This window comes from Streptomyces sp. NPDC057010, from assembly GCF_042673805.1.
Lineage (GTDB): Bacteria > Actinomycetota > Actinomycetes > Streptomycetales > Streptomycetaceae > Streptomyces.
In genome coordinates this window covers 265,466-282,126 of record NZ_JBHUSC010000001.1, presented here as the reverse complement: position 1 = coordinate 282,126, position 16,661 = coordinate 265,466, and the positions used below count along the sequence as shown (strand labels likewise).

General features: G+C 69.5%; 17 protein-coding genes. 6 read left to right on the top strand and 11 right to left on the bottom strand.

Annotated elements, in window-relative coordinates; genetic code table 11:
• Positions 1–55: 55 nt before the first annotated feature.
• The 3 genes from ACFTXQ_RS01305 to ACFTXQ_RS01295 all read right to left on the bottom strand — a co-directional run bounded on the left by ACFTXQ_RS01305 (position 56) and on the right by ACFTXQ_RS01295 (position 1,481).
• A complete protein-coding gene (locus ACFTXQ_RS01305; RefSeq protein WP_382634598.1) occupies positions 56–499 on the bottom strand; it encodes a DUF2267 domain-containing protein in 444 nt (147 codons plus the stop codon).
• A 46-nt stretch (positions 500–545) separates the two neighbouring features.
• A complete protein-coding gene (locus ACFTXQ_RS01300) occupies positions 546–941 on the bottom strand; it encodes a DUF2267 domain-containing protein (RefSeq protein WP_382634595.1) in 396 nt (131 codons plus the stop codon).
• A 105-nt stretch (positions 942–1,046) separates the two neighbouring features.
• Positions 1,047–1,481, bottom strand: coding sequence for an Hsp20/alpha crystallin family protein (locus ACFTXQ_RS01295; protein ID WP_382634593.1), 435 nt, complete (start codon positions 1,479–1,481; stop codon positions 1,047–1,049).
• A gap of 127 nt (positions 1,482–1,608) precedes the next feature.
• On the opposite strand from ACFTXQ_RS01295, the gene ACFTXQ_RS01290 reads away from it, so the two are divergent.
• Positions 1,609–2,277 (top strand): HSP18 transcriptional regulator, encoded by a 669-nt coding sequence (locus ACFTXQ_RS01290; RefSeq protein WP_382634590.1) that lies wholly within the window; start codon positions 1,609–1,611, stop codon positions 2,275–2,277.
• 322 nt (positions 2,278–2,599) lie between these two features.
• On the opposite strand, the gene araD is transcribed toward ACFTXQ_RS01290, so the two are convergent.
• Positions 2,600–3,337 (bottom strand): L-ribulose-5-phosphate 4-epimerase AraD, encoded by a 738-nt coding sequence (araD, locus tag ACFTXQ_RS01285; RefSeq protein WP_382634587.1) that lies wholly within the window; start codon positions 3,335–3,337, stop codon positions 2,600–2,602.
• A 339-nt stretch (positions 3,338–3,676) separates the two neighbouring features.
• On the opposite strand from araD, the gene ACFTXQ_RS01280 reads away from it, so the two are divergent.
• On the top strand, positions 3,677–4,699 hold the full coding sequence (locus ACFTXQ_RS01280; RefSeq protein WP_382634585.1) for a LacI family DNA-binding transcriptional regulator: 1,023 nt from the start codon (positions 3,677–3,679) through the stop codon (positions 4,697–4,699).
• A gap of 308 nt (positions 4,700–5,007) precedes the next feature.
• On the opposite strand, the gene ACFTXQ_RS01275 is transcribed toward ACFTXQ_RS01280, so the two are convergent.
• Positions 5,008–5,322, bottom strand: a complete 315-nt coding sequence (locus ACFTXQ_RS01275) for a hypothetical protein (protein WP_382634583.1) — start codon at positions 5,320–5,322, stop codon at positions 5,008–5,010.
• A 294-nt stretch (positions 5,323–5,616) separates the two neighbouring features.
• Here ACFTXQ_RS01275 and ACFTXQ_RS01270 point away from each other — a divergent pair, with 294 nt between their 5' ends.
• Entirely contained in the window at positions 5,617–6,132 is a 516-nt protein-coding gene (locus tag ACFTXQ_RS01270; protein ID WP_382634580.1) for a GNAT family N-acetyltransferase, read from the top strand.
• On the opposite strand, the gene ACFTXQ_RS01265 is transcribed toward ACFTXQ_RS01270, so the two are convergent.
• Positions 6,129–6,911 carry an IS481 family transposase gene (locus ACFTXQ_RS01265; protein WP_382635096.1) on the bottom strand — a complete coding sequence of 261 codons (783 nt, stop codon included), beginning with the start codon at positions 6,909–6,911 and terminating at the stop codon, positions 6,129–6,131. The two genes, ACFTXQ_RS01270 and ACFTXQ_RS01265, sit on opposite strands and share 4 nt — an antisense overlap.
• Before the next feature lie 283 nt (positions 6,912–7,194).
• Between ACFTXQ_RS01265 and istA the strand changes: the two genes are divergently transcribed.
• Positions 7,195–8,619: an IS21 family transposase gene (gene istA / locus ACFTXQ_RS01260; RefSeq protein ID WP_382634578.1), complete on the top strand. Its 1,425-nt coding sequence runs from the start codon at positions 7,195–7,197 to the stop codon at positions 8,617–8,619.
• On the top strand, positions 8,616–9,386 hold the full coding sequence (istB, locus tag ACFTXQ_RS01255; protein WP_382634575.1) for an IS21-like element helper ATPase IstB: 771 nt from the start codon (positions 8,616–8,618) through the stop codon (positions 9,384–9,386). Before istA ends, istB begins: the two co-directional genes overlap by 4 nt.
• Positions 9,387–9,429: 43 nt before the next feature.
• On the opposite strand, the gene ACFTXQ_RS01250 is transcribed toward istB, so the two are convergent.
• A complete protein-coding gene (locus tag ACFTXQ_RS01250; protein WP_382634572.1) occupies positions 9,430–9,921 on the bottom strand; it encodes a hypothetical protein in 492 nt (163 codons plus the stop codon).
• A 255-nt stretch (positions 9,922–10,176) separates the two neighbouring features.
• Here ACFTXQ_RS01250 and ACFTXQ_RS01245 point away from each other — a divergent pair, with 255 nt between their 5' ends.
• A complete protein-coding gene (locus tag ACFTXQ_RS01245; RefSeq protein WP_382634570.1) occupies positions 10,177–11,142 on the top strand; it encodes a nitrous oxide reductase family maturation protein NosD in 966 nt (321 codons plus the stop codon).
• A 431-nt stretch (positions 11,143–11,573) separates the two neighbouring features.
• On the opposite strand, the gene yjfF is transcribed toward ACFTXQ_RS01245, so the two are convergent.
• The 4 genes from yjfF to ACFTXQ_RS01225 form a co-directional block, all read right to left on the bottom strand.
• The gene (gene yjfF, locus ACFTXQ_RS01240; RefSeq protein ID WP_382634569.1) at positions 11,574–12,614 is read right to left on the bottom strand and encodes a galactofuranose ABC transporter, permease protein YjfF; all 1,041 of its coding nucleotides are present in this window, start codon (positions 12,612–12,614) and stop codon (positions 11,574–11,576) included.
• Complete coding sequence (locus ACFTXQ_RS01235) at positions 12,611–13,690, bottom strand: ABC transporter permease (RefSeq protein WP_382634566.1); 1,080 nt, start codon at positions 13,688–13,690, stop codon at positions 12,611–12,613. Before ACFTXQ_RS01235 ends, yjfF begins: the two co-directional genes overlap by 4 nt.
• Positions 13,687–15,246: a sugar ABC transporter ATP-binding protein gene (locus ACFTXQ_RS01230; RefSeq protein WP_382634563.1), complete on the bottom strand. Its 1,560-nt coding sequence runs from the start codon at positions 15,244–15,246 to the stop codon at positions 13,687–13,689. The genes ACFTXQ_RS01235 and ACFTXQ_RS01230 overlap by 4 nt, the downstream gene beginning before the upstream one ends.
• Before the next feature lie 249 nt (positions 15,247–15,495).
• A complete protein-coding gene (locus ACFTXQ_RS01225; RefSeq protein WP_382634561.1) occupies positions 15,496–16,497 on the bottom strand; it encodes an ABC transporter substrate-binding protein in 1,002 nt (333 codons plus the stop codon).
• Positions 16,498–16,661 lie beyond the last annotated feature (164 nt).

The following is a 16,661-nucleotide window of genomic DNA, read 5'->3' as shown; positions in this document are numbered from 1 at the left end:
GGTCCCCTCCGGGGGTACGAGCCGGCCCCGGACGGGCCGAAGGCCCTGGGCCGGGTCAGGCGACCTTCTGGGGCCGGCGCAGTTCTGCCTGGCCGAAGAGGAGGGCGTAGCCGCCGGGGAGCCCGCGCAGGATCCGGGCGAGGAGGTCGGGGCCTGCCAGGCGTGCCACGACGGAAAGGACTGCTCCGGTGTCCCAGCGGGCGACGGCGGGCGTGGTGCCGGTGCGGTCGGCCAGGTCCTTGATGAAGCCCCAGCCGGTGAGGGGGTCGGTGTCGGGGATCTGGGCCGTCAGGGCGAGGGCGGCCTCGACGGGCAGGCAGTGGGCGAGGTCGACGCGTTCGTCTCCGACGAGCTGGCGGCCGAGGGCGGCGAGGACGGTGCGGACGGCTTCCTCGGCGCGTTCGCGGGTGGGGTGGGCGCCTTCGTAGCGCACGCGTTCCAGCATCTGCTCGAACGTCATGGCGGGGCGGGCCCGGTCCGGTCGAGGCTGGTCGTACATCGTGCTGCGGCTTTCTCGTGAGGAGCCCGGCGTTTCGGGCGGACGGTCAGGTGGGCTGGGGGTAGCCGAAGAGGAGGTCGAAGCCGGGCGGGAGCTGGAGCAGGACCTCGCTCAGGAGGGCGTCTCCTGCTGCGGCGGCGACCGTGGACAGGACGGCGCCGACGTCCCACAGGGCCGTCTTCTCGGTGGCGCCTTCGATCCAGGCCGCGGTCGCGCGGACGAAGCGTTCCGGGGAGAGCGGTTCGGCGGCCTGCAACGGGTTGAGGAGGATCAGGGCGTAGGTCTCGGGGAGGCGGGCAGCGAGCTGGGCGCGCACAGTGCCGACCAGGTGTGCGCCCAGCAGGGCCACGACGACACGGGCCACGCGTTCGGCTTCCTCCCGTGTCCGGTACTCGCCGCGTTCCTGGACGTGGTCCAGGAAGGCTTCCCGGCGCATCGACATCTCACGTCACCTCCGGGGAAGGGGTGAAAGGGGGGGCAGGGGTGCGGAGGACGGGTGCCGGAGGGGGATCGGGTTCCCCGTCCTCCGCCGCCGGTACCGGCCGGGTCAGCCGGAGATCTGCCTGCGGCCGGAGTCGCCGCCGATGGCGATCTTCCGCGGCTTGGCGCGCTCGGCGATCGGGATCCGCAGGGTCAGGACACCCGCGTCGTAGTCGGCGTCGATGTGTTCGGTGTCGAGGGTGTCCGCCAGCATGATCTGGCGGGAGAAGACACCGAGGGGCCGCTCGGAGAGCTCCATCTGCACGCCGTCGGACTTGCCCGTGGGCCGGCGCTCGGCCTTCACCGTCAGCATGTTCCGCTCGACGTCGATGTCGATCGCCTCGGTGCTCACGCCGGGCAGATCGAAGGCGATCACGTACTCGTCGCCGTCGCGGTAGGCGTCCATCGGCATCACGGACGGCTTCGACCAGGTGCCCGACGCGCCGGACAGCTGCTGAATGATCCGGTCCATCTCGCGGAACGGGTCAGTGCGCATCAACATCGCGAAACACCTCCAGTTGGTTCAGGCAGGAACTGCCAATGCGCTTCAACTTGCTCCTGTTGTAACATGTCATCGAAACGATGACAAGCAGGATGTCATCTGAAGGATGACAGACCACGGAGACGCCATGAACGAGGCCGCAGACCCGACCGCACCCGTCACCTTCCTCGCCGCCGCCGCGGCACTGGAGACGATCAACCAGGCCCTCGAGGACGCGCGGCAAGCCTCCTCGGGCACGGCGGCCTCGGCGTCGGCGTCGGCGTCGGTCACGGGGGCGCCTCCGGCCCTGGCCACCCTGCTGATGCTGCGCGAAGTCCGCGAGCAGCTGGCCGGCTGGGAGACCGTCCTCATCGAGGCCGCACGCGGTCAGGGCGCCAGCTGGGCCGACCTCGCCGCCCCGCTCGGGGTCGCGAGCCGACAAGCCGCCGAACGCCGCTACCTGCGGCTGCGCCCCGGCAAGGCCGGGAGCACCGGAGAGGAACGCGTCCAGGCCACCCGGGACTCCCGCGCCGCCGACCGCACCGTGACCGCCTGGGCCCGTGACAACGCGGCCGGCCTGCGCCGCCTCGCCGGCCAGGTCACCGCCCTCACCGGCCTGCCCGCCAGCGCCCGGAGTGCCGTCGAGGGCCTGAACGCAGCCCTCGGCGACAACGACGCCGCCCGTCTCGTGCGTCCCCTGACCGACACCCGGCCCCACCTGAGGCCCGAGGACGCCGCACTTGCCGAAGACATCGACGTCATGACCCGGCACACCAACCAGCTCCGGCAGGACACCCACGACCAGCGCAGCACGTGACCCGCCCCTTGTCCGCCGCGTGGCCGCCCCCACAGGCCGGCGACCCGGCCCGGGTGCACCCCCGGCCTCGCCGGCGTTTGAGGCGCGGGGTCTGGGGCGGAGCCCCAGCGGCGGCGCCGCACGCGGCACACCCGGCCCCGCCTGTGAGGTAGCCGGCGGGCCAAGCAGAGCCGAGCCGTACGGCGAGGAGTGCTCGCACGCGGCCTGGGGGGCTTCGCCCTCGGCTACGAGACCTGCCGGCAGCCGGTCGAACGCTCCGGCCGGGAACGGGAACGCGCCGGACGGTCTGGCCGGACCAGCGAGGACGAGGCGGTGCGCGGCGTCAGGGGCCCGGGGCGTGCGGGGTGTTGCCGTAATAGGCGTCCGGGCCGTGCTTACGGGTGAAGTGCCGCTCCAGCAGATGCCTCGGCGGGTCGGAGGGGTCCCCGAGGCGGGAGCCCAGCGCCAGCGTGTGCAGCGCCATCTCCGCCACGGCCTCGCAGACGATGGCGTTCTCCAGCGCGGCCTGCGCGGTGGCGCCCCACGTGAAGGGGCCGTGTCGTGAGACGAGCGCTCCGGGGACCTCTTCGGCCCGGCGGGGGTCGCCGTCGAGCCGGGCGACGATCACCTGCCCGGTGTTGTACTCGTAGTCCTTCGCACACTGTTCGGCGGTGAGGTCCGCCGTCACGGGGACGGGGCCGTTGAAGGTGTCGGCGTGTGTCGTGCCCAGCACGGGGATCGGGCGGCGCGCCTGGGCGAAGGCCACGGCGTGCGCCGAGTGGGTGTGGGTGACGCCGCCGATGGAGGGGAACGCCCGGTAGAGGCACCGGTGGGTTTCGGTGTCGGTGGAGGGCCTGAGGCGCCCGTCGACGACACGCCCGTCCTCCAGAGCCACCACAACGAGGTCGTCCTCGGTGAGGTCGGCGTAGGAGACCCCGGACGGCTTGATGACGAAGACGTCGGCGTCCCGGTCCACTCCGCTGACGTTTCCCCAGGTGAGGGTGGCCAGACCGGCTTCCGGGATGCGCAGGTTGGCCGCGAGGACCTCACGACGGAGGTCCTTGAGGATGGTCTGGCTCACTACGCTCTCACCGTCTTTCCGGCATGCGCGGCGGCTTCCCGGAAGCCCGCGTACGGCAGGCCCCGCAGTCGCGCATGAGTGGGCTGGACTGATCGGGGGCCGCGCCAGGCATCGTGGTTGCGCCACCCCGGCTACCCCGAGGTGAATTGTGAACGCTAACAAGCAGAAATCTCAAGATGCCCGAGCAGATCCCGCCCCACATCACGTGCCCATCGCGGCATAATGTGAACGCCAACATCACCCACGCGTGTCGACAATCTCCCGATCAGTCCGAAAGGCCGCTCGATGAGGAAAGGCAGAGAGTTGACCCAGCTACCGGACGTCTCGCGAGCGCCCACGATGACGGACGTCGCACGCGTCGCCGGCGTGTCTCATCAGACCGTTTCACGGGTACTCAGCGATCACCCGAACGTCAGCGCCAAGACGCGGGCCACCGTGACCCAGGTCATCGAACAGCTGGGTTACCGCCGCAACTCGGCAGCCCGCGCGCTGGCCACCCGCCGGACCCACACGCTGGGCGTCATCGCGGTCAACACCACTCTGCACGGGCCCGCCAGCACCGTGGCGGGGGTTCAGGAGGCGGCTCGGGACCGCGGCTATCTGACGTCCGCCGTCACGCTCCGGACCGCCACTCGGACAGCCCTCGCCGAAGCCATGCAGCACCTCGCCGGGTGGGGCGTGGAGGGGATCGTCGCCGTCACTCCCCAGCGCGACGCGGTCAGGGCCTTGGCAGCAGTGGAAGCACCGTGTCCGGTGGTCACCGTCGAAGGCGGCCACACCCTGGACCTGCCGGGGGTCTCGCTGGACCAGAACCTCGGCGCCCGCATGATCACGGAGCATCTCCTCGCGTCGGGCCACGCCACCGTGTGGCATGTCGCAGGCCCTCCGGACTGGCTGGAGAGCGAGGCCCGCACCCAGGGGTGGGAGGACGCGCTGCGAGAGGCCGGCGCCGAGGTGCCGCCCCTGCTGCGCGGCGACTGGAGTCCGCTGTCGGGATACCAGGCCGGCCAGCAGCTCGCGGGCCGGGTCCGGGCGTCGCGAGGGCGGGGACCGGGCCTGACCGCGGTGTTCGTCGCCAACGACCAGATGGCCCTCGGGGTGCTGCGAGCCTTGCGGGAAGCGGGCCTGCGCACGCCGGAGGACGTGGCGGTCGCCGGCTTCGACGACATCCCCGAGGCGGAGTTCTTCCCGCCCCCGCTGACGACGATCCGTCAGGACTTCGCCTCGATCGGCCGCGACAGCATCGGACTGCTCCTGGACCACATCGAAGGCCGGACCGACGAGTCGACACACCTGGTGGTGGCGCCCGAGCTCATCGTGCGCGCCAGTACGGCCCGCAGGAGCTCTCCCCTCTGGGAATGACCCCACCGCCCGGGAACCGCGGCCCCCGTCGAGGCTGCGCGGGACCAGGCCGACGCCGGTGCGGAGCGCGTCGGGACCGCCGCGCGTGCGCCCGCTCTCCCCGGCGGCAAGCCGGCCGGCGGGTGACGTCGCCGACGACGAGACGGCCACGCGCGATGCGGTTGGCGTAACGGCCCACCGCAGCTCACGGCTGAGGCGATCGTCTCCCGTTGCCGTTCCAGTTTCCCGGCCGCCGGAACGTGCGGGGTTGCGGTGAGGGGCGTGTTCACCTCTCGCCGGGGGCGTACGCACCCGGGAGCGGGGCGGGGTCAGGCGCCGAGCGCGGCGCGGATCGCCTTCACCTTCTCCTCAGTGAACACCCCGGAGTCGAGGAGCGAGAGGACGGACAGCACCCCGCCGCCGGAGCCCCAGCTCCCCTCGTCGATGACGCGGAAGTTGACCCACCAGGTCGGCGACGGCTCCGCCAGACCGCAGGCCTCGGCCATTGCGGCCAGGAGGCGCTCGATGACCGCGGCCCTGACCTCCTGCCGCCAGTCCCCGTCCATCACCATCACGTCGGCTTCCGGGCCGATGTCCGCGAGGAGTCGCCCGCCGATCGCCATCATGTCCGGCTGCCGCTCCACGAAGTGCACCTGGAACCCGACCCGCGCGGGCGGAGCGAACTGCCCACCTCCGGCACGAGAACCGCGTCCGTCAGCGCCTCGGCCAGCGTGCGGCGCCGCTCCGGACTCAGGCGCCCCGTCGGGGTGTTCACCGTGACGATCGTCACGACACCCTCCTATGGCAGTCGTTATACACAGCCGCCAGCGCACATCCGCCTATAACGACTGTCATACTAATCGTGCGCACTCTCAAGTTGTCGCGCCCAGTAGCGGCCTCGTCCGCGATGCACCTCGCGCGGATGACAGACTGCACTGATGATCAACGATCTCCCCGCTGGCCTGAGGGCCCGGCACCTTGCCGACGAAGACCACCTCCGCGTGCTCGCCGTACTGGACGCGTGGTGGGGTGGCTTGAAGGGGGAGGCAGGAGCGACGGAACGCGCGCTGCTTCTTCCCCGGCTGTACTTCCAGCACTTCACCACCACCAGCTTTCTGGTCGAACGCGGCGATGGCGAGGTTGCCGCCTTCCTGGTCGGCTTCCTGTCGCAGACAGAGCCCGAAACCGCCTACGTGCACTTCGTCGGCGTCGACCCGGCACTGCATGGACAGGGTGTCGGGCGTGTCCTTTACCGGGCCTTCTTCGCGCTCGCCCGGTCACACGGCCGCCGTTACGTGCACTGCATCACCAGCCCGGAGAACACTGCGTCGCGGGCGTTTCACACCCGGCTCGGCTTCACGGCCTCAGCCGTGAAGCCGGACTACGACGGCCCCGAACTCGACCGAGTGGCGTTCACCATCGACCTCTCCGCAGAGTCGGCGGCCACCACCTAGGTGTGTTGTCCGGACAGGTTGGTGCCGCGGCTGGCGGGCGTTTGGCCTGCGATGCCGGTGTGGGGTCGGTGGTAGTTGTACCAGTGCAGCCAGTCGGTGAACGCTTCCATGCGTTGCCGGTCTGAGGTGTAGGGCCGGTGGTAGGCCCATTCCTCGAGCAGGGTGCGGTGGAAGCGTTCGACCTTGCCGTTGGTCTGCGGCCGCCAGGGCCGGGTCCATCGTGGGCTGATGCCCAGGTCACGGCAGGTGTTGCGCCAGGTGTTCCTGCTGTAGGCCCAGGCGTTGTCGGTCAGGACCCGCTCAACGCGGATGCCCAGGGACGCGAAGTGGGCGGTGGCCCGGGTCAGGAACCCGGCGCAGGTCGAGGCGGTCTCGTCGGGCAGGTCTTCGGTGTAGGCGATCCGGCTGTGGTCGTCGAGGGCGGTGTGGAGGTAGGCGTAGCCGGCGCCGTTGCGGCGGTCTTTGTTCGGGCTGCCGGCGGCCCGGCCGAGGATTTTGTGGCCGCCTCCGTCGGGGATCCGGCCGAGCTTCTTGACGTCGATGTGGACGAGCTCGCCGGGCCGGGCGCGTTCATAGCGGCGGAGAGGCTCCCCGGTGGCCCGGTCCAGGGTGGCCAGGGGCGGCTGGCCGTTGCGGACGAGGATCCGGTGGGCGGTCGAGGCCGCGATCCGGCACCGGACGGCCAGCCGCAGCGGGCCGATGCGGTGTTCCCGCCGCAGGCGGATCACCTCGGCCTCGACCTCGGGCGTCTGGACGTGCCGATCAACACCGACCCACATGACGCGCGGGCCGCTGCGGCCCGGCCGGGGGCCGAACCGGCTCCGCTGCACGCCGAAGGTTAAACGGCAAGCTTAGCCCGCTGCTGGTGCCGCCATGACGCTCCCAGCGGATGTACCAGTCGTCCGTCCGTGGGAAGCGGGCCCGTTGTCAGGTGTCCGTGTCGGCGTACACGTGAACGTGCCCAGTCCCGTACGGATGAACGTGCCCAGCTGCTGACGTAGTGGGGATCGTTCGTGGGCAGTCTGCCGCTGGCCTGTTCGGGGTGGTGGAGGGCGGCTGACCGTGGTGTTGGATCCGCAGCGGTGGATGGAGCTTCGACGCTTTCGTGGGCTGTTTGACTCCGGGGCTATGAACCTGTCGGAGATCGCAAGAGAGACAGGGCTCAACCGCCGGACGGTCCGCAAGTACCTGTCCTCCGGGGCCCCGGCCGCACCGCCCCAGCGCGCTGGGGCTCGCCGAGGTCGCGCCCGTCGATGGATGGTGGATGAGGTCGCGCCGCTGATCGATGCGATGCTGCGGTCGGAGATCCTGATCAAAGGTGCCGTGGTTCACGAGCGGCTGGTGGCCGAGTACGGCTTCACCGGCACCTACCAGCGAGTGAAGCTCTACATGCAAGAGGCCCGCCCCCGCATCGCTCAGGAACTGGGCATCAGTCCTGGCGAGTTGGCCGGTCTGCACCGCAGGTTCGAAGTCGTGCCCGGGGCTCAGGCCCAGGTCGACTGGGGAGACGAGGGCCAGATCCTCGCCCACGTGGGCATCCCGAAGGTCTATTCGTTCCACATGACGTTGTCCTACTCACGTGATCCGTTCTGCTGCTTCACCACCAGCCAGGACCTGGCCACCTTCTTCGACTGCCACCGGCAGGCCTTCGCCCACTTCGGCGGGGTGCCTATGTCGATCGTCTACGACCGCACCAAGACCGTCGTCCGCCGGCACGTCGCACCAGGCGAGGCGGTGCCCCTGCACCCGGAGGCGGTCGGGTTCGCCGGACACTACGACTTCGACATTGATGTGCTGGCCGCCTACCGGCCCACCGGAAAAGGCCGGGTCGAACGTCAGGTCCTGATCGTCCGCGACCACATCCTGTCTGGACGATCCTTCGCCTCCGTCGAGGAACTCGACTCGGCCTTCAACGCCTGGGTGCCCCTGCGCCGGGCGAAGGTGCACGGCACCCACGGCGAGGTCATCGGCCATCGCGCGGTCCGCGACCACATGGCTCTGCGACCGCTGCCGACGACGCCCTACGTGATCACCCAGCGGCACTTTTGCTACGTCGGCAAGGACTGTCTTGTCGCCTTCGACGCGAACCTCTACTCGGTGCCGGCCCGCAAGGTCCGCCCGCGTCAGCTGGTGGAAGTCAGAGCCACGAAGTCCCAGATCATCCTTCATTCCACCGTTCCCGACGCCAACGGCGACACGCTCCTCGCGATGCACCACAGGGCCGTCGGCCGCGGAGCCTGCATCGTCGACGAGAAGCACCGGGACGGACTCCCCGACGGAAAGAACAGGCGGACCACCACCGGTGATGTTCCTCCTCAACGCCGCCAGCAGGGCGCCGCCGGCGAGGAGGCCCGCTCGCTGATAGCTCTCCTGACCCGGGCCGCGGCCGTCCGAGTCGAGGTCGGCCGCCGGCCCCTGTCGGTCTATGACGAACTGACCGGAACGCGTCCCTTCACCGCCCACCCCACACCGGAGGAGCCCAGTTGAGTGAGTTGGTCAGCACCCGCATCCGCACCACGGCCGCCAAGCTCGGTCTGCCCCACCTGGCCGAGAGCCTGAAGCAGTACGCCGGTCGGGCGGACGAAGCCAAGATGGGCTACCTCGACTTCCTCGACCTCGTCCTGGCCGAAGAACTCGCCGTCCGTGACGACCGCCGCTTCCGACAGGGCCTGCGGCTCTCCAAACTGCCGCACCACAAGACGCTCGACGAATACGACTTCACCTTCCAGCCCGAACTCGACCCCCGCAAGATCAAAGACCTCGCCACCCTCGCCTTCGTCGAGGCCAAGGGCAACGCGGCCCTGCTGGGACCACCCGGAGTCGGCAAAACGCACCTCGCAGTCGCTCTCTCGGTCGCTGCCTGCCGGGCCGGCTTCTCCGTCTACTTCACCACCCTCGACGACATGGTCCGCCAGCTCAGGACCGCCGAAGCAGCCGGACGACTCAGCAGCAAGCTCCGCACCTACCTCCGCCCCGGAGTCCTCGTCGTTGATGAAGTCGGCTACCAGCCGCTGGAACGAGCCGAGGCCAACCTGGTCTTCCAGGTGATCTCTAAGCGCTACGAAAAGGGCTCGATCATCCTGACCTCGAACAAGACCTTCAGCGAATGGGGCCAGGTGTTCGGTGACGAGGTTCTCGCCACTGCCATCCTCGACCGCCTCCTGCACCACTGCGACGTCGTCTCCATCAACGGACCCAGCTACCGACTCAAGAACCGACTCGCCGCCATCGAGCGCGATGCCAACGTGGCCTGATCAGCCGACGTAGACGTCTCCCCATCGACATCCCGTCGGCTTCCTAGCCGGGCCGGCGGGCGGGCAGCCCCGCCTTGGCACGCCAGTAGTCAGCGTTGCGTGGGTCGGCCAGCCATCCGATCAGGCGTTCAGCGCCTGCATGGAAGGCCTGGGGCAGCAAGGCCAGATCAGCGATGTCGTGGCTGAAGGCATCAACGTCGTGGGTGGCGTGATCGGTATCGCACCAACAGGCAACGTTCACCGCCGCGTCGACCGCGAGCTGGCCTAGGTCTGTCCAGACGACCTGGAGCAGGAACTCCATCTGGTCGCTCCCGTCGACATGCTCGATGACGTCCAGGCCGAGGATGATCGGCGTCCCTGGCTGAGGTCCAGGGAAGACCGCGTGTTCCAGAGCCCATTCCCATTCCGTCCCAGCTGCGTTGACACGAGCCGCCTCAACAGCACGGGCCCCGTCCCCCAGGAATTCCGCGCCAGCCGGCGACAGGCCGGGAAACAGCGTGGTCAAGGGGATGTCGTCGAAGGCGCCTCGTTTCATGCGTCGATCATCGGGGCTCTTCGGCTCACGAGCCAGGAGTTTCTACCCCGAGGCTCCCTCTGTCCTCACAAGACGGCGCTTTGATGGCCGCCAAGCTGAGCACGTTCATCCGTACCTTGCTGAGCACCTCAATGAGTACGCGGACAGTCCGTGAGTGCGCGCACTCCGAACCGTGGATACGTCGCCTGCGCAGTTGGCAGGCGGGCCACGGTCGTGCCGCGGCCTCGCGGAGTACCGCACGAGAGCGGAAACGGAATGGCAATCCCACGTATCAGGACGGCCGCACGCCTAGGCTTCTGTGCCGTCATCGCGACCGTCTGGCAGTTGGTTCCGCTGTCGGCCCAAGCAAACCCGTCGCACGAGCTGCTGGTCCCCAAGGACTACCCCACCATCCAGGCCGCAGTCGATGCCGCCCAGCCCGGAGACCGGATCCGCGTCCGGCCCGGTGTGTACCGAGAGCAGGTGGTGATCGACAAGAATGTGTCGATCACCGGCTCGGGCGCTCCGCAGACCCTGGTGGCCGGCGAGGACGGCGGCACTTCGATTGTCGAGATCCACGACGGCGCGTCTGTCGCACTGTCGCAGCTCGCCGTCAGTGGACCAGGCTCCGGGACGTGCAGCAACGGCGCACTCGGCTCCGGCATCCGCGTGCTGGGAGGTGCCCGGCTCGACCTTGGCCATGCTCGCGTCACCACATCACCAACACGCCCGCAGTGCCTTGTCCCCGCAGCGCGGTCGCCGTATTCGTCGGAGCTTCCCCGTCGGAACGGGTTCGGTGACGGTCCACGATTCCGAGATCTCGGACTACCAGGGCTCGGGGCCGTCACCGTCCTCAACCAGGGGTCGAACGCCACGCTCGTCAACAGCACCGTCACCGGACACCCGCGACTGTCAACGGACGGGATCGGGTTCCTCTTGGGCGCGGTCGGGCGCGTCACCCGGAACACCATCAGCGGCAACGACTGCCGGGAACCAGATCCGGCCTGCGGCCCCGACTTCTTCAGCGAGACCCAGCATGTGGGCATCGCCGCCGGCACGGGCACGGTAATCGAGCACAACCGCCTCACTGGCAACCACGTCGGGATCTACGCCGTCGGCGGATCGGACAGCATCGGGCACAACGACATCATCCGGAGCTCGTACTTCGGCATGGCCCTGCAGGACGGTTCGTTCACGCTTGAGTGCTGCGGCTTCAATGCCACGGTGTCCGTGCAGCCGTAGACCGGCCGATCCTTGCCCGGGGCGATGCGGAGGTGGGGGCGGTGGACCGGCCTGGGCCGGGTCCACCGCCCCCACTTGTGGTCACGCGCGCGACGATGTGCTTGACCCACTTGTCGCCTGGGGTGAGGAGGCAGCGGACGGTGTCCGCGTGCCGCGCAGCGGCGTCACCCCGGCGCCGCGAGGCGCGGGGCATGGCTGAGCCCTCGCAGCAGGCGGGCCGGCTCGGCGACGAAGGAGGGGCAGGCGGTGACGAGGTCGAGGCTCGACTGTGCGGGTGATCTGCTTGACGGCCGGGGCGACTGGGATGGTCCGTTCGAAGGTCTCGCGGGCCTGGCGGCCGCGTCCGGTCTGGCACCCGGCCGAAGCCGCTCACCGCAAGTCCGGCACGCCCTCTCCGAGGCCTTGTTCGCGTCCTTCGACACCAACACCGCCTAGGACTCGAGGCTTGCCCGTGCAGGGGAGCCGAAACCGGCACTCATCAGGCGTTGCAGCACGATGAACACGAGCAGCAGGGCACCGATGACGATCCGGGTCCACCAGGAGCTGAGCGTGCCCTGGAAGTTGACGACCGTCTGGATCATGCCGAGGACGAGCACGCCGAGGGCGGTGCCCAGGACGAAGCCGGAACCTCCGGTCAGCAGCGTGCCGCCGATCACGGTGGCGGCGATCGCGTCGAGTTCCATGCCCATGGCGTGGAGGGCGTAGCCGGAGAGCATGTAGAAGGTCAGCAGCAGGCCGCCGAGTGCGGAGCACAGGCCGCTGACGGCGTAGACGGCGATCTTCGTGGAGCCCACCGGAAGACCCATGAGGTGTGCGGAGGGCTCATTGCCGCCCAGCGCGTACACGTTGCGGCCGAAGCGCGTGTGGTGCAGTACGACGAAGGCGATCACCAGCACGGTCAGGGCGATGACCACCGGGATCGAGACGAACAGTCCCGCCGGGCCGTACAGCCGGGTCTGGGCGATGCCCGCCGTGGTGGGGTCGCTGATCCTGATGGATTCGGTACTGATCGTGTAGCAGAGCCCGCGGGCGAGGAACATGCCGGCCAGGGTGACGATGAACGGCTGGATCTCGAAGGTGTGGATGACCCAGCCCATGAGCGCCCCGCTCGCGGCGCCGACCAGCAGGACCAGTGGGATGACGGTGGCCAGGGGCCAGCCGTGCGACTCGACCAGCCAGGCGGTGAGCATGGTCGACAGGGCGACCATGGAGCCGACGGACAGATCGATGCCGCCGGTGAGGATGACGAAGGTCGCCCCGACCGCGACGACCAGGAGGAATCCGTTGTCGATCAGCAGGTTCAGCACGACTTGCGCGGAGAGGAAGCCCTCGTAGCGCACCGATCCGACGCTGAACATGACGACCAGCAGGACGGCCGTGACGATCAGTGGGATACGGGTGCGGGTGCGCGGGGACAGGGTCGCGAAGGGGCGGGTGAGCCCAGCGGCGGCGCTCGCGATGCCGGTACTCATGCGCGTACCTCCTGCTGCTGCGGGGTGGGCAGAGTGGTCGTCCTGCGGCGGCGCAGGACCTTGGCCCGGAAGACCGGGGACTGTAGGAGGCAGACGGCGATGACGACGAAGGCCTTGAAGACGAGGGTGGTCTCGGGCGGGACGCCGAGGGTGTAGACGGTGGTGGAGAGGGTCTGGATGATCAGTGCGCCGAGGACGGTGCCGCCGAGGGAGAAGCGTCCTCCGGTCAGGGCGGTGCCGCCGACGACGACGGCGAGGATCGCGTCGAGTTCGATCCACAGGCCCGCGTTGTTGCCGTCGGCGCTGGAGACGTTGGAACTGATCATCAGCCCGGCGATGGCGGCGCACAGCGCGCTGAAGACGTAGACCAGGGCGAGCAGACCGCCGGCGCGGATGCCGACCAGGCGGCTGGCGGCGGGGTTGCCGCCCACGGACTCGATCAGCATGCCGAGTGCGCTGCGACGGGTGATGAAGGCGGTGAGCGCGACGAGGGCGGCTGCCAGGAGGACGGCGAAGGGGATGGTCAGCCAGTAGCCGCCTCCGATCGTCTTGTAGGGCGCGCTCGTCACCGTGATGATCTGGCCGTCGGTGATGAGCTGGGCGACGCCGCGGCCCGCGACCATGAGGATCAAGGTGGCGACGATGGGCTGCACCCCCAGTCCGGAGACCAGGAAGCCGTTGGCGAGGCCCAGCACGAGGGCGACGCCGAGCGCGAGGGCGACGGCGGTGAGCACGGTGGCGACGCTGCCGGGACGTGCGGCGGTGGAGATGTGCCCGCAGGCGAGGGCGCCGGCGATGGCGACGGTGGAACCCACCGAGAGGTCGATGCCGCGGGTGGCGATGACGAGGGTCATGCCGAGCGCCACCAGGGTGAGGGGCGCGCCGAACTGGAGGACGTCGATGAGGCTGCCGTAGAGGTGCCCGTCGCGTACGTGGACGGAGAAGAAGTCGTGGTGGAACGCGAGGTTGCCGAGGAGCAGGGCCAGCAGGATGAGCGTGGGCCACAGCAGGCGGTGGCCGGCCAGTCGTCTCCCGATTCCGCCGACCGCCTTGGACCGGGCGGGCTGGGGGGTCATGAGTCGGCTCCGGTGGCGATGGTGGTGAGTATGCGTTCGGGTGTGACGCTGTCGTCGTTCGTGAGGGTGGCCACCATGCGGTGGTCGCGGAGCACGGCGATGCGGTGGCTGAGGCGCAGTACCTCTTCGAGTTCCGCCGAGATGAACAGCACGGCGGTGCCTTCGCCCGCCAGGCGGGCCACGAGCTTCTGGATTTCCGCCTTCGCGCCGATGTCGATGCCCCGGGTGGGTTCGTCGAGGATCAGCAGCCGGGGTTCGGTCAGCAGCCAGCGTGCGAGGAGGACCTTCTGCTGGTTTCCTCCACTGAGGTGGCGTACCTGCGCTTCGGGGTCGGCGGGGCGGATGTCCAGGGCTTCGATCCAGTGCCGTGCCAGTTCGTCCTGTTTCGCACGGGTCAGTGGCCTGGTCCAGCCGCGGGCGGCCTGAAGGGCGAGGATGATGTTCTCGCGGACCGTGAGCTCGCCCACCAGTCCCTCTGACTTGCGGTTCTCGGAACAGAAGGCGATGCCCCGGGCGATGGCGTGGCGGGGGGTGCGCAGCAGTACCTTCTCGCCCTCGATGCCGACTTCTCCGGCGTCCGCGCTGTCCGCGCCGAACAGGAGGCGCGCCGCCTCGGTGCGGCCCGAGCCCAGGAGGCCGGCCAGTCCGATGACCTCGCCGGCGTGGATGTCGAGGTCGTACGGTTCGATCGAACCCGTGCGGGTCAGTTGGCGTGCCCGGAGGAACGGCTCGCCGGTCTCCCGTTCGGCCGCTTCCCCGTGGGCTCGTTCGGACAGCTGGTCGAGGGTGGCCAGTTCTCCGCCGATCATGCGCTGCACCAGCGTCACCGGAGTGAGTTCGCCGATGGGGTACTCGCCTTCCAGGCGGCCGTTGCGCAGGATGGTGACGCGGTCGCAGAGATCGAAGACCTGGTCGAGGAAGTGCGTGACGAAGAGGATGGCCGCACCGCGGTCGCGCAGGCGCCGCACCAGGGTGAAGAGTTGGGCGACCTCCTCGCGGTCCAGGCTGGAGGTGGGTTCGTCCAGCACGAGCACCTTCGCCGAGACGTCCACCGCCCGGACGATGGCGACCAGTTGCTGCACGGCCAGGGAGTGCGCACCGAGCAGGCCGGTGACGTCCAGGTCGAGGTCCAGTTCCGTCAGCAGCTCGGCCGCCCGCCGCCGCATCGCGGACCAGTGGATGAGACCGAACCGGCGCGGTTCGCGCCCGATGAGGATGTTCTCGGCGACCGAGATGTTCGGGCAGAGGTTGACCTCCTGGTAGACGGTGCTGATTCCGGCCCGCTGCGCCTGGAGGGGGTCTGCGAAGGTGTGGGGCCGGCCGTCGACGAGGATGGTGCCGCCTTCGACGGGGTGGACACCGGTGAGCACCTTGATCAGGGTGGACTTGCCGGCGCCGTTCTCGCCCATCAGGGCGTGCACTTCACCGGGGAAGAGCCGCAGGGCGACTCCGTCGAGGGCGAGCACGCCCGGGAACTGCTTGCGGATGTCCCGGGCTTCCAGGACCGGCCGCGGGCCGCCGTCGTCCGTGGGCCGCGGGCTGGACGGGGATGCCATCCGGCCTCCTCTCGTGGGTGGGGTGGTGGAGCGGGCTCCGGACGGTGAAGGAGGCACCGGGGCCAAGCGGCCTCGGGGAGGCGGGGGGCGTTTCCGCGTCCTCCGGTGCGGTGCATCGCAAAGCCCTCGTACCGGACGTACTCGGGTGCTGCGACAAGGCGGCGAGGCGCCGTGCCGGGCAGCGCGGGGGCGTGCGTGCCCCACTCCCCCGAGGCAGCTCGGCCCCCTCCGGAACAGGGACGTTCGGTATCAGTAGTTCCGGGACGGCAGCGCGGCCGCGGCCTTGTCCTGCGGGAAGACACCCTCCGCGGTCTCGACACGGGTCGGCACGCTCTCCCCGGCCGCGACCTTCTTGGTCAGCTCCATCAGCTGGTCGCCGAGCATCGGGTTGCACTCCACCACGACGTTGATCTTGCCCTCGGTCATCGCGACGAAGGCGTCCTTGATCCCGTCCACCGAGATCACCTTGATGTCCGTCCCGGGCTTCTTGCCGGACTCCTCGATGGCCTGGATGGCGCCGAGGGCCATGTCGTCGTTGTGGGCGTAGAGGACGTCGATGTCCTTCTGGGACTTCAGGAACGCCTGCATGACCTCCTTGCCCTTGGCGCGGGTGAAGTCGCCCGTCTGCGAGGCGACGATCTTGAACTTGCCGTCGGCGCGGATGGCGTCGGCGAAGCCGGCCTTGCGGTCGTTGGCGGGTGCGGAGCCCGTGGTGCCCTGGAGCTCGACGATGTTGACCGGGCCCTGCTCGTTGGCGTACGCGGCGGTCAGCCACTCTCCCGCGGACTTGCCCTCCTTGACGAAGTCGGAGCCCAGGAAGGTCTTGTAGAGGGAGGTGTCCTTCGTGTCCACGGCGCGGTCGGTGAGGATGACCGGGATGCCTGCGTCCTTGGCCTCCTTCAGCACCGTGTCCCAGCCGGACTCCACGACGGGCGAGAAGGCGATGACGTCGACCTTCTGCTGGATGAAGCTGCGGATCGCCTTGATCTGGTTCTCCTGCTTCTGCTGCCCGTCGGAGAACTTGAGGGTGATCCCGGCCTTCTTCGCCGATTCCTGGACGGACTTGGTATTGGCGGTACGCCACCCGCTCTCGGCGCCGACCTGGGCGAAGCCGAGGGTGATCGTGCCGTCGGAACCTCCCTTGGCTGCCGCCGAGGAGGAGCCGGGGGCGGGGCTCTCGGTCGAGCAGGCGGTCAATGCCGAGGAGGCGAGAACGGCGGCGGTGAGGGCGAGGGCTGCTCTGCGGGCCATGTCGAGTGTCCTTTCGGGGGTACGGGTGTACGGGTGTACGGAAGAGGGGCTGCACGACGGGCCGGGGCCGACCGGCTTCGGGGGTCGGGGGCGAGGTCGCGGGGTCGGCAGGCGAGCGATCCCCCAAGAAGGGGGCCCGCTGCATTGTGAGCGTTAACAAACCA

What these genes read in the sequence shown, in the direction of transcription:
- ACFTXQ_RS01265 (WP_382635096.1), bottom strand. Translation starts at nt 6,911, where the DNA reads ATGTGGGTCGGTGTTGATCGGCACGTCCAGACGCCCGAGGTCGAGGCC.
- ACFTXQ_RS01225 (WP_382634561.1), bottom strand. Translation starts at nt 16,497, where the DNA reads ATGGCCCGCAGAGCAGCCCTCGCCCTCACCGCCGCCGTTCTCGCCTCC.
- ACFTXQ_RS01230 (WP_382634563.1), bottom strand. Translation starts at nt 15,246, where the DNA reads ATGGCATCCCCGTCCAGCCCGCGGCCCACGGACGACGGCGGCCCGCGG.
- ACFTXQ_RS01280 (WP_382634585.1), top strand. Translation starts at nt 3,677, where the DNA reads ATGACGGACGTCGCACGCGTCGCCGGCGTGTCTCATCAGACCGTTTCA.
- ACFTXQ_RS01305 (WP_382634598.1), bottom strand. Translation starts at nt 499, where the DNA reads ATGTACGACCAGCCTCGACCGGACCGGGCCCGCCCCGCCATGACGTTC.
- ACFTXQ_RS01290 (WP_382634590.1), top strand. Translation starts at nt 1,609, where the DNA reads ATGAACGAGGCCGCAGACCCGACCGCACCCGTCACCTTCCTCGCCGCC.
- ACFTXQ_RS01235 (WP_382634566.1), bottom strand. Translation starts at nt 13,690, where the DNA reads ATGACCCCCCAGCCCGCCCGGTCCAAGGCGGTCGGCGGAATCGGGAGA.
- ACFTXQ_RS01250 (WP_382634572.1), bottom strand. Translation starts at nt 9,921, where the DNA reads ATGAAACGAGGCGCCTTCGACGACATCCCCTTGACCACGCTGTTTCCC.
- ACFTXQ_RS01300 (WP_382634595.1), bottom strand. Translation starts at nt 941, where the DNA reads ATGTCGATGCGCCGGGAAGCCTTCCTGGACCACGTCCAGGAACGCGGC.
- yjfF (WP_382634569.1), bottom strand. Translation starts at nt 12,614, where the DNA reads ATGAGTACCGGCATCGCGAGCGCCGCCGCTGGGCTCACCCGCCCCTTC.
- ACFTXQ_RS01245 (WP_382634570.1), top strand. Translation starts at nt 10,177, where the DNA reads ATGGCAATCCCACGTATCAGGACGGCCGCACGCCTAGGCTTCTGTGCC.
- ACFTXQ_RS01295 (WP_382634593.1), bottom strand. Translation starts at nt 1,481, where the DNA reads ATGTTGATGCGCACTGACCCGTTCCGCGAGATGGACCGGATCATTCAG.
- ACFTXQ_RS01270 (WP_382634580.1), top strand. Translation starts at nt 5,617, where the DNA reads ATGATCAACGATCTCCCCGCTGGCCTGAGGGCCCGGCACCTTGCCGAC.